We start from the raw sequence: 6,733 nt of genomic DNA, 5'->3' as shown, positions 1-6,733 counted from the left end.
ACCTGGCACCGGTCGGCCTCGGCGAGCAGCGCCAGGCGCACCGCCTGGACGCGGGCGATGAGGCGGTCGACCTGGTGCAGCGCGCTGGCGGCGGCGGGTGCGCCGACCACGTCGGAGGTGTCGGCGCGGTCGAGCAGGGTGTGCAGCTGGCGCAGCAGGTGGTCCGTCCCGGTGGGGGCGGGTGCGAGGGTCGCGACTGCTGCCATGACCCAACACTACTCGAACACGTGTTCGAATACAAAGTCCAATCCTCAATGGTGGCAACGGAATTCGCGTGCATCCAGGCAGACACGGAGCTCCCAGCACCTATCAGACCAGACCCCACTGACAGCCGCAAACGAGAGGCCGGCTCGACTTCAAGACGCTGCCCAGCCCGGGCCTGGGGGCTGGCGGCGGCCGCAGGGCATAGGCTCGATGCTGTGTATGAAGGCGTGGTCCAGGACCTGATCGACGAGCTCGGCCGACTGCCCGGCGTCGGTCCCAAGAGTGCCCAGCGGATCGCCTTCCACCTGCTCCAGTCCGATGCCGTCGACGTCACGCGGCTGGTCGACTCGATCACCGAGGTCAAGGCCAAGGTGCGGTTCTGCGCGACGTGCGGCAACGTCGCCGAGGGTGAGCAGTGCCGGATCTGTGCCGACCCCCGCCGCGACGGCACGGCGATCTGTGTCGTCGAGGAGCCCAAGGACGTCGTGGCCATCGAGCGCACCCGTGAGTTCCGGGGCCGCTACCACGTGCTCGGTGGTGCCATCAGCCCGATCGACGGCGTCGGCCCGGACGACTTGCGCATCAAGGAACTCATGACACGGTTGGCATCGGGTGAGGTCACCGAGATCATCATCGCCACGGATCCCAACCTCGAGGGCGAGGCCACGGCCAGCTATCTTGCGCGGTTCCTGCGGCCGATGGGGCTCAAGGTCACCCGCCTGGCCTCCGGCCTCCCGGTCGGTGGCGACTTGGAGTACGCCGACGAGGTGACCCTCGGGCGGGCGTTCGAAGGACGGAGACTGCTCGATGTCTGACGACCTGCGCTTGCTGGCGGAGGAGTCCGCCATCGACGCCCGCGCCTACCTCGCGACCGTCACCGAGGTGGCCTCCGGCTCCGCGCCGGACGCGGCGATCCCCATGACGCTGCTCGCGTTGTCGCAGGTGCTGGTGATGGGGGCCCGCCTCGGCGCGATCGAGGACATCGTGCCGGCCGAGCGATTCGAGGCCGACACCGTCGACGCCGAACTCGACCCGCTGCGCACAGGCGTCGCCAACCTGTTCGAGGGCCTCGACGAGTACGCCGACCTCGTCGACCCGGTCACCTCGACCGAGCTCACCACAGGGTCGGTGTCCAACGACGTCACGGTCGTGGCCAGCGCCCTCGCCCACGGTCTGCGCCACTACGACGCAGGACGGCTGTCCGAGGCGCTGTGGTGGTGGCAGTTCAGCTACCTGTCCGACTGGGGTGAGCGAGCAGCGTCCGCGCTGCGCGTCCTCCAGTCGCTGCTCGGCCACATCCGGCTCGACGCCGACCAGGAGGTCGTGTCGGACGCCGAGTTCGACGCCCTCCACCCCTGAGTCCGCTCCACCCCTGAGCCCGCAACAGCCCGGCGGCCAGCCGTTAGGCGATCCGGGTGCCGTTCGGCAGCCGCCTGATCGGCGTGTGCAGCCGACGGCCGGCGACGACCGCTGAGGCCGCGCCGGCGACCATCAGGAAGGCCAGCCCGACCGGCCAGACCGGGGCCGTCTTGAGGGCCTCGGTCATCGGGTCCTCGTACGCCATGTCGTCAGGCCCGGTCGCGGTCTGCATGGCGCACTCGTCCTGGCGTCCGTCGGACGGCCCGTTCCTGGCCATCCGCGCGCCCCCGCTGATCCAGCGCATGGGGGTGAAGCCGGCGGCATACATCTCGTCGCGGCTGTCTCGCGGCTGGGAGGGGGCGGCGTCGGCGACGACGACGAAGGGGTTGAGCGGCAGGAGCCACCAGATCCGCTCGGTGTGCGCCACGCTGGTGCGCCGGGTGAACTCGACGCAGTCGGCCTTGGTCGGTTGCTGGTTCTGCTTGAGGAGCTCCTCCTGCTGTTCAGGAGTGAGGCTCGGGTCGTTGGGGTCGAACGCGATGCTCCGCTCGTAGAACGAGTCGGGGATCCCGTAGACCGCGACGTCCTCCTCCGAGGTCACGAGGAAGGCGCTCAGCCCGAAGGCGATCGTCGTGCCGAACACGAGCGCGCCCATCGTCAGGTAGGTCAGCACCGCGGAGGCGACGGGCCGGGCGGTCAGCGTCGAGAACATCAGTCCCACCGCGCAGATCACCGCCAGCACCAGGATGAGGACCGCCAGCGACAGCAGGATGCGGCTCCACGAGATGCTGCCGATGAACCAGGCCCACGCAAGGAACGGCAGGGCGGTCACGAGGAACGTCAGCGCCGTCACCCAGGCGGCGAGCAGCTTGCCGAGTGCGAGGTCCCAGGCGGTGAGCAGCGTCGTCTGGAGGGTGGCCAGGACCCCGTGCTCGCGGTCGCCGTTGACCGAGGTCGCGGTGAGGGACGGCACGATGAGCATGGCCAGCCCGAGGACGAAGAAGATGACGATGTCGTACATCGACTCGCCCGAGCGCAGGTCCGGGTCACTCGTGGCATAGAAGGCGAGGAAGCTCACCGCCATCACGACGAAGACCCAGATGAGCAGGACGACCGGCCACCGCGACGTGCGGGTGCGCTGCCGCAGCTCGAGGGTGGCCACCGTGCGGATGCCGTGCCAGCTCATCGCCGGTCCTCCGTCGCTGCGAGGTAGGCGGACTCGAGGGCGCCCTGGCTGGGGGTGAAGGCCGTGACCCGGATGCCGTCGGCCACGAGGTCGGCGAGCAGGCGCGCAGCGTTCTCCTCGCCCGCCACCTCGACCTCCGTCAGGCCGCCACCGGACTTCCGGGTGGGCACGTGGCGTTCCTCGAGCCAGGCAGCAAGGAGATCCGGGTCGAGGCTGTCGATGCGCCAGGCGCCCGGTCCGGTCCCAACGAAGTCGGCGTCGAGGGTCTGGGTCTCGAGGGTGCGGCCCCGGGCGACGATGACGGCCCGGTCGGCGACCTCCTGGAGCTCGGTCAGGATGTGGCTGCTGACGAGGACCGTCTTGCCTTGTGCCGCAAGGGATCTCAGCACGTCCCGCAGCTCGATGCGGCTGCGCGGGTCGAGTCCGGACGCCGGCTCGTCGAGCAGGAGCACGCTGGGGTCGTTGATCAGGGCGCGAGCCAGGCCGAGGCGCTGCTTCTGGCCGCGCGACAGGACCCGTGCGCGCCGGTCCGCGAGGTCCTCGAGGTGCACGGTGTGCAGGAGCTCGTCGGTCCGGGCCCGTGCCCGGTCCGGTGCCATTCGGTATGCGGCGGCGATGGTCAGCAGGACCTCGCGCACCGTGAGTGCATCCCACGTGCCGAAGCCGTCGGGCATCCAGCCGATCCTGGCCCGGACCTCCGTGGGCTGGCTCACCGGGTCCAGCCCGTCGAGGCGGATGCTGCCCTGGTCCGGCACCAGCAGCGTCGCCAGCATCAGCAGCAGCGTCGTCTTGCCCGAACCGTTGGGGCCGATCAGCGCGGTGACCTCACCGGGCTGTGCTGTGAGGCTGATGCTGTCCACGGCGAGCACGTCCCCGAAAGCTCGCCGCACCCCCTGGACCTCGATGCTCATGCGCGAAGGCTAGCGGCGCGCCTCACCCACCACGTCCGCTTTCGTACTCACCCGCGCGTCCCCCGCGTCCCCCGCGTCCGGCATACGACACCGCGGTCCCACGATGAGGACCGCGGATAGACTGGCCGCTCCGCCCCACCCGCACCTGCCCGCAGTGGTCTCCAGGAGAAGCACCGTGCCCATCGTCGTCCAGAAGTACGGCGGCTCCTCGCTCGCCGACGCCGCGAGCATCAAGCGCGTCGCGCGCCGCATCGCCGAGGCCAAGAAGGCCGGCAACGACGTCTGCGTCGCGGTCTCGGCCATGGGCGACAGCACCGACGAGCTGCTCGACCTGGCCAACGAGGTGAGCCCGCAGCCGCCGCCCCGCGAGATGGACATGCTGCTGACCGCCGGTGAGCGGATCTCGATGGCCCTGGTGGCGATGGCCATCGCCGACCTCGGCTACACCGTGCGGTCGTTCACGGGCAGCCAGGCCGGCGTCATCACCGACTCCACCCACGGCAAGGCCCGGATCATCGACGTCACCCCCGGCCGCGTGACCGACGCGCTCGACAAGGGCCACATCGTCATCGTCGCCGGCTTCCAGGGCGTCAGCCAGGACACCAAGGAGATCACCACCTTGGGCCGCGGCGGCACCGACACCACGGCCGTCGCGCTGGCCGCCGCGCTCAACGCCGACGTGTGCGAGATCTACACCGACGTCGACGGCGTGTTCACTGCCGACCCGCGCATCGTCCCGTCAGCCAGGAAGATCCACCGCATCTCCAACGAGGAGATGCTCGAGCTCGCCGCCTCGGGGTCCAAGGTGCTGCACCTGCGCAGCGTCGAGTACGCCCGTCGGTTCGACATCCCCATCCATGTCCGCAGCTCCTTCTCAGCGAAGGAGGGCACCATCGTCAGTGACAAGCCCCTCGAAGGAGACGCCGTGGAAGCCCCGATCATCGCCGGTGTCGCGCATGACCGCAGCGAAGCCAAGATCACCGTCGTCGGCGTGCCGGACCACCCCGGCAAGGCCGCCGCGATCTTCCAGACCTGCGCCGACGCCGAGATCAACATCGACATGATCGTCCAGAACGTCTCCGCCACCGAGACCGGACTCACGGACATCTCGTTCACGTGCCCCAAGGCCGACGGCCAGACCGGCGTGCACGCGCTGCGCAAGGTCCAGGAAGCGGTCGGGTTCGCCTCGATCCAGTACGACGACCAGATCGGCAAGCTGTCGCTGGTCGGTGCCGGCATGCGTTCGCACCCCGGCGTCTCGGCCACCTTCTTCAAGGCGCTCGCCGACACCGGGGTCAACATCGAGATGATCTCCACCTCCGAGATCCGGATCTCGGTCGTGACGCGCGCCGAGGTGCTGGACGAGGCGGTCCGTGCCGTGCACACCGCGTTCGGCCTCGACTCCACGGAAGGCGAAGCCGTGGTCTACGGAGGCAGCGGGCGGTGACCTCCCTCGCGTCACGCGGACCCCGGCCCACTCTGGCCCTGGTCGGCGCGACGGGAGCCGTGGGCCGCGTCACCCAGCAGGTGCTGGGCATGCGTGCCGACGTGTGGGGCGAGATCCGGGCGACCGCGGCGGCCGAGGATGCCGGGACGGTGCTCGCGGTGTGCGGTCGCGAGGTCGTGGTCAAGGAGCTGAGCCCCGAGTTCTTCGACGGTGTCGACATCGCCCTGGTGGATCTGCCCGCCCCTGTTGCCGCGGTGTGGGCGCCGATCGCGGCGGCCCGCGGCGCCGTCGTCATCGACAACAGCTCGGCGCTGCGCAGCGACCCGGACGTGCCCCTCGTGGTCCCCGAGGTCAACCCCGCCCAGATCCGGCACCGGCCCCGGGGCATCATCGCCAACCCCGGTGCGACGACCCTCACCATGATCGACGCGCTGGGCGTGCTCCACGCCGGCTGGGAGCTCACCGAGCTCGTCGTGGCGTCCTACCAGGCGGCCTCCGGCGCCGGTCGGGTCGGGATGAACCGGCTCTACGACGAGCTCGAGGTCGTCGCCGGGCACCGCGAGCTCGGCCACCAGCCCGGTGACGTGCGCCGGCTCATCGAGCACGAGCTCGGGGCGGAGTCCCCGTTCCCGGCGCCCTTGGCCCTCAACGTCGTCCCGTGGATCGGGGCCGCGGCCGAGGACGGGTGGACCACCGAGGAGCTCAAGATCCGCAACGAGACCCGCAAGGTGCTCGGCCTTCCCGACCTGCGGGTCTCGGCGACGTGCGTGCGGGTGCCTGTCGTGACGACGCACTCCGTGGCCGTCCACGCGACCTTCGCCAAGCGGATCGACGTCGACCAGGCGCGCCAGGCACTGGTGGAGGCCCCGGCCGTCGTCGTGCTCGACGACCCCGAGAGCCTGGAGTTCCCGACCCCGTCGGACACCGTGGGGTCGGACCCGCGCTTCGCCGGACGGCTGCGCCAGGCGCTGGACTTCCCGAACACCCTCGACTTCTTCATCTGCGGCGACAACCTGCGCAAGGGTGCGGCCCTCAACATGGTCCAGGTCGCCGAGCTGGTCGCCCGCGACCTCGCGGCGGTCTGACGACGGTATGGCGCGGCGGCGCGTCCGCGCGCCACACACTTCGGCGGGCCGCCGAGGTCCCCGGCGCTCAGCCGTCGAGGGCGCTGTCGAGCCGGTCGGCCCGCACGGTCAGCGTGAGGCCACCGTGGTCGGGCAGGGTCAGTGACACGCACCCCCGGAGGCGGTCCGGCTGGTCGGGGACCTCGCGCAGCACGCACAGCACCTGGGCGCCCCGGGCCACGGTGGTGAACCGGCCCTTGCCGTCGACCGGCGCCAAGGAGCCGCCGACCTCCGTGACGCCTTCGTGCCGGACACGCGCGTTGAGATAGGGCAGCCCCTCGGGCGCTGGCTGGTCCGTGCCCGCTGCGGCGAGGAAGGCTGCCACCTGGTCCTGCGTCAGCACGGCAACCCAGCCACCCGTCAAGGGCTGGGCCTTGTCCTGACCCGCCCGCACGCCCTGCAGCGATCCCTGGATGCCGTCGCCACCACCGCACCCCGCGCACGTCGCGACAACCACGACAGCCGCGGCCGCGGCGACGGCCGCGAGCACGCGCCGCTCGCG

The 6,733-nt window shown here is 70.8% G+C and carries 8 protein-coding genes; 4 read left to right on the top strand and 4 right to left on the bottom strand.

The annotated features are described in order from the left end of the window. Positions 1 to 206: hypothetical protein (locus AC1DV7_RS17910; RefSeq protein WP_477598692.1), on the bottom strand; the 206-nt coding region annotated here is incomplete at its 3' end. A 213-nt stretch (positions 207 to 419) separates the two neighbouring features. On the opposite strand from AC1DV7_RS17910, the gene recR reads away from it, so the two are divergent. Next, positions 420 to 1,019: a recombination mediator RecR gene (gene recR, locus AC1DV7_RS17905; RefSeq protein WP_477598691.1), complete on the top strand. Its 600-nt coding sequence runs from the start codon at positions 420 to 422 to the stop codon at positions 1,017 to 1,019. Continuing rightward, positions 1,012 to 1,563: a DUF5063 domain-containing protein gene (locus AC1DV7_RS17900; protein ID WP_477598690.1), complete on the top strand. Its 552-nt coding sequence runs from the start codon at positions 1,012 to 1,014 to the stop codon at positions 1,561 to 1,563. Before recR ends, AC1DV7_RS17900 begins: the two co-directional genes overlap by 8 nt. A 43-nt stretch (positions 1,564 to 1,606) precedes the next feature. On the opposite strand, the gene AC1DV7_RS17895 is transcribed toward AC1DV7_RS17900, so the two are convergent. Together AC1DV7_RS17895 and AC1DV7_RS17890 are read right to left on the bottom strand one after the other, a co-directional pair. Next, positions 1,607 to 2,749: an ABC transporter permease gene (locus tag AC1DV7_RS17895; protein ID WP_477598689.1), complete on the bottom strand. Its 1,143-nt coding sequence runs from the start codon at positions 2,747 to 2,749 to the stop codon at positions 1,607 to 1,609. Then, positions 2,746 to 3,660, bottom strand: coding sequence for an ABC transporter ATP-binding protein (locus AC1DV7_RS17890; RefSeq protein ID WP_477598688.1), 915 nt, complete (start codon positions 3,658 to 3,660; stop codon positions 2,746 to 2,748). The genes AC1DV7_RS17895 and AC1DV7_RS17890 overlap by 4 nt, the downstream gene beginning before the upstream one ends. 175 nt (positions 3,661 to 3,835) lie before the next feature. Between AC1DV7_RS17890 and AC1DV7_RS17885 the strand changes: the two genes are divergently transcribed. Together AC1DV7_RS17885 and AC1DV7_RS17880 are read left to right on the top strand one after the other, a co-directional pair. Beyond that, complete coding sequence (locus tag AC1DV7_RS17885) at positions 3,836 to 5,107, top strand: aspartate kinase (protein ID WP_477598687.1); 1,272 nt, start codon at positions 3,836 to 3,838, stop codon at positions 5,105 to 5,107. After that, on the top strand, positions 5,104 to 6,192 hold the full coding sequence (locus AC1DV7_RS17880; RefSeq protein ID WP_477598686.1) for an aspartate-semialdehyde dehydrogenase: 1,089 nt from the start codon (positions 5,104 to 5,106) through the stop codon (positions 6,190 to 6,192). Before AC1DV7_RS17885 ends, AC1DV7_RS17880 begins: the two co-directional genes overlap by 4 nt. Positions 6,193 to 6,259: 67 nt before the next feature. On the opposite strand, the gene AC1DV7_RS17875 is transcribed toward AC1DV7_RS17880, so the two are convergent. Continuing rightward, positions 6,260 to 6,733 (bottom strand): hypothetical protein (locus AC1DV7_RS17875; RefSeq protein ID WP_477598685.1); only part of this gene is annotated, 474 nt, incomplete at its 5' end.

It is taken from the genome of Pedococcus sp. P2_E4 (assembly GCF_056403935.1).
This window is presented reverse-complemented; position numbering and strand designations above follow the sequence as displayed.

What these genes read in the sequence shown, in the direction of transcription:
- AC1DV7_RS17900 (WP_477598690.1), top strand. Translation starts at nt 1,012, where the DNA reads ATGTCTGACGACCTGCGCTTGCTGGCGGAGGAGTCCGCCATCGACGCC.
- AC1DV7_RS17895 (WP_477598689.1), bottom strand. Translation starts at nt 2,749, where the DNA reads ATGAGCTGGCACGGCATCCGCACGGTGGCCACCCTCGAGCTGCGGCAG.
- AC1DV7_RS17890 (WP_477598688.1), bottom strand. Translation starts at nt 3,660, where the DNA reads ATGAGCATCGAGGTCCAGGGGGTGCGGCGAGCTTTCGGGGACGTGCTC.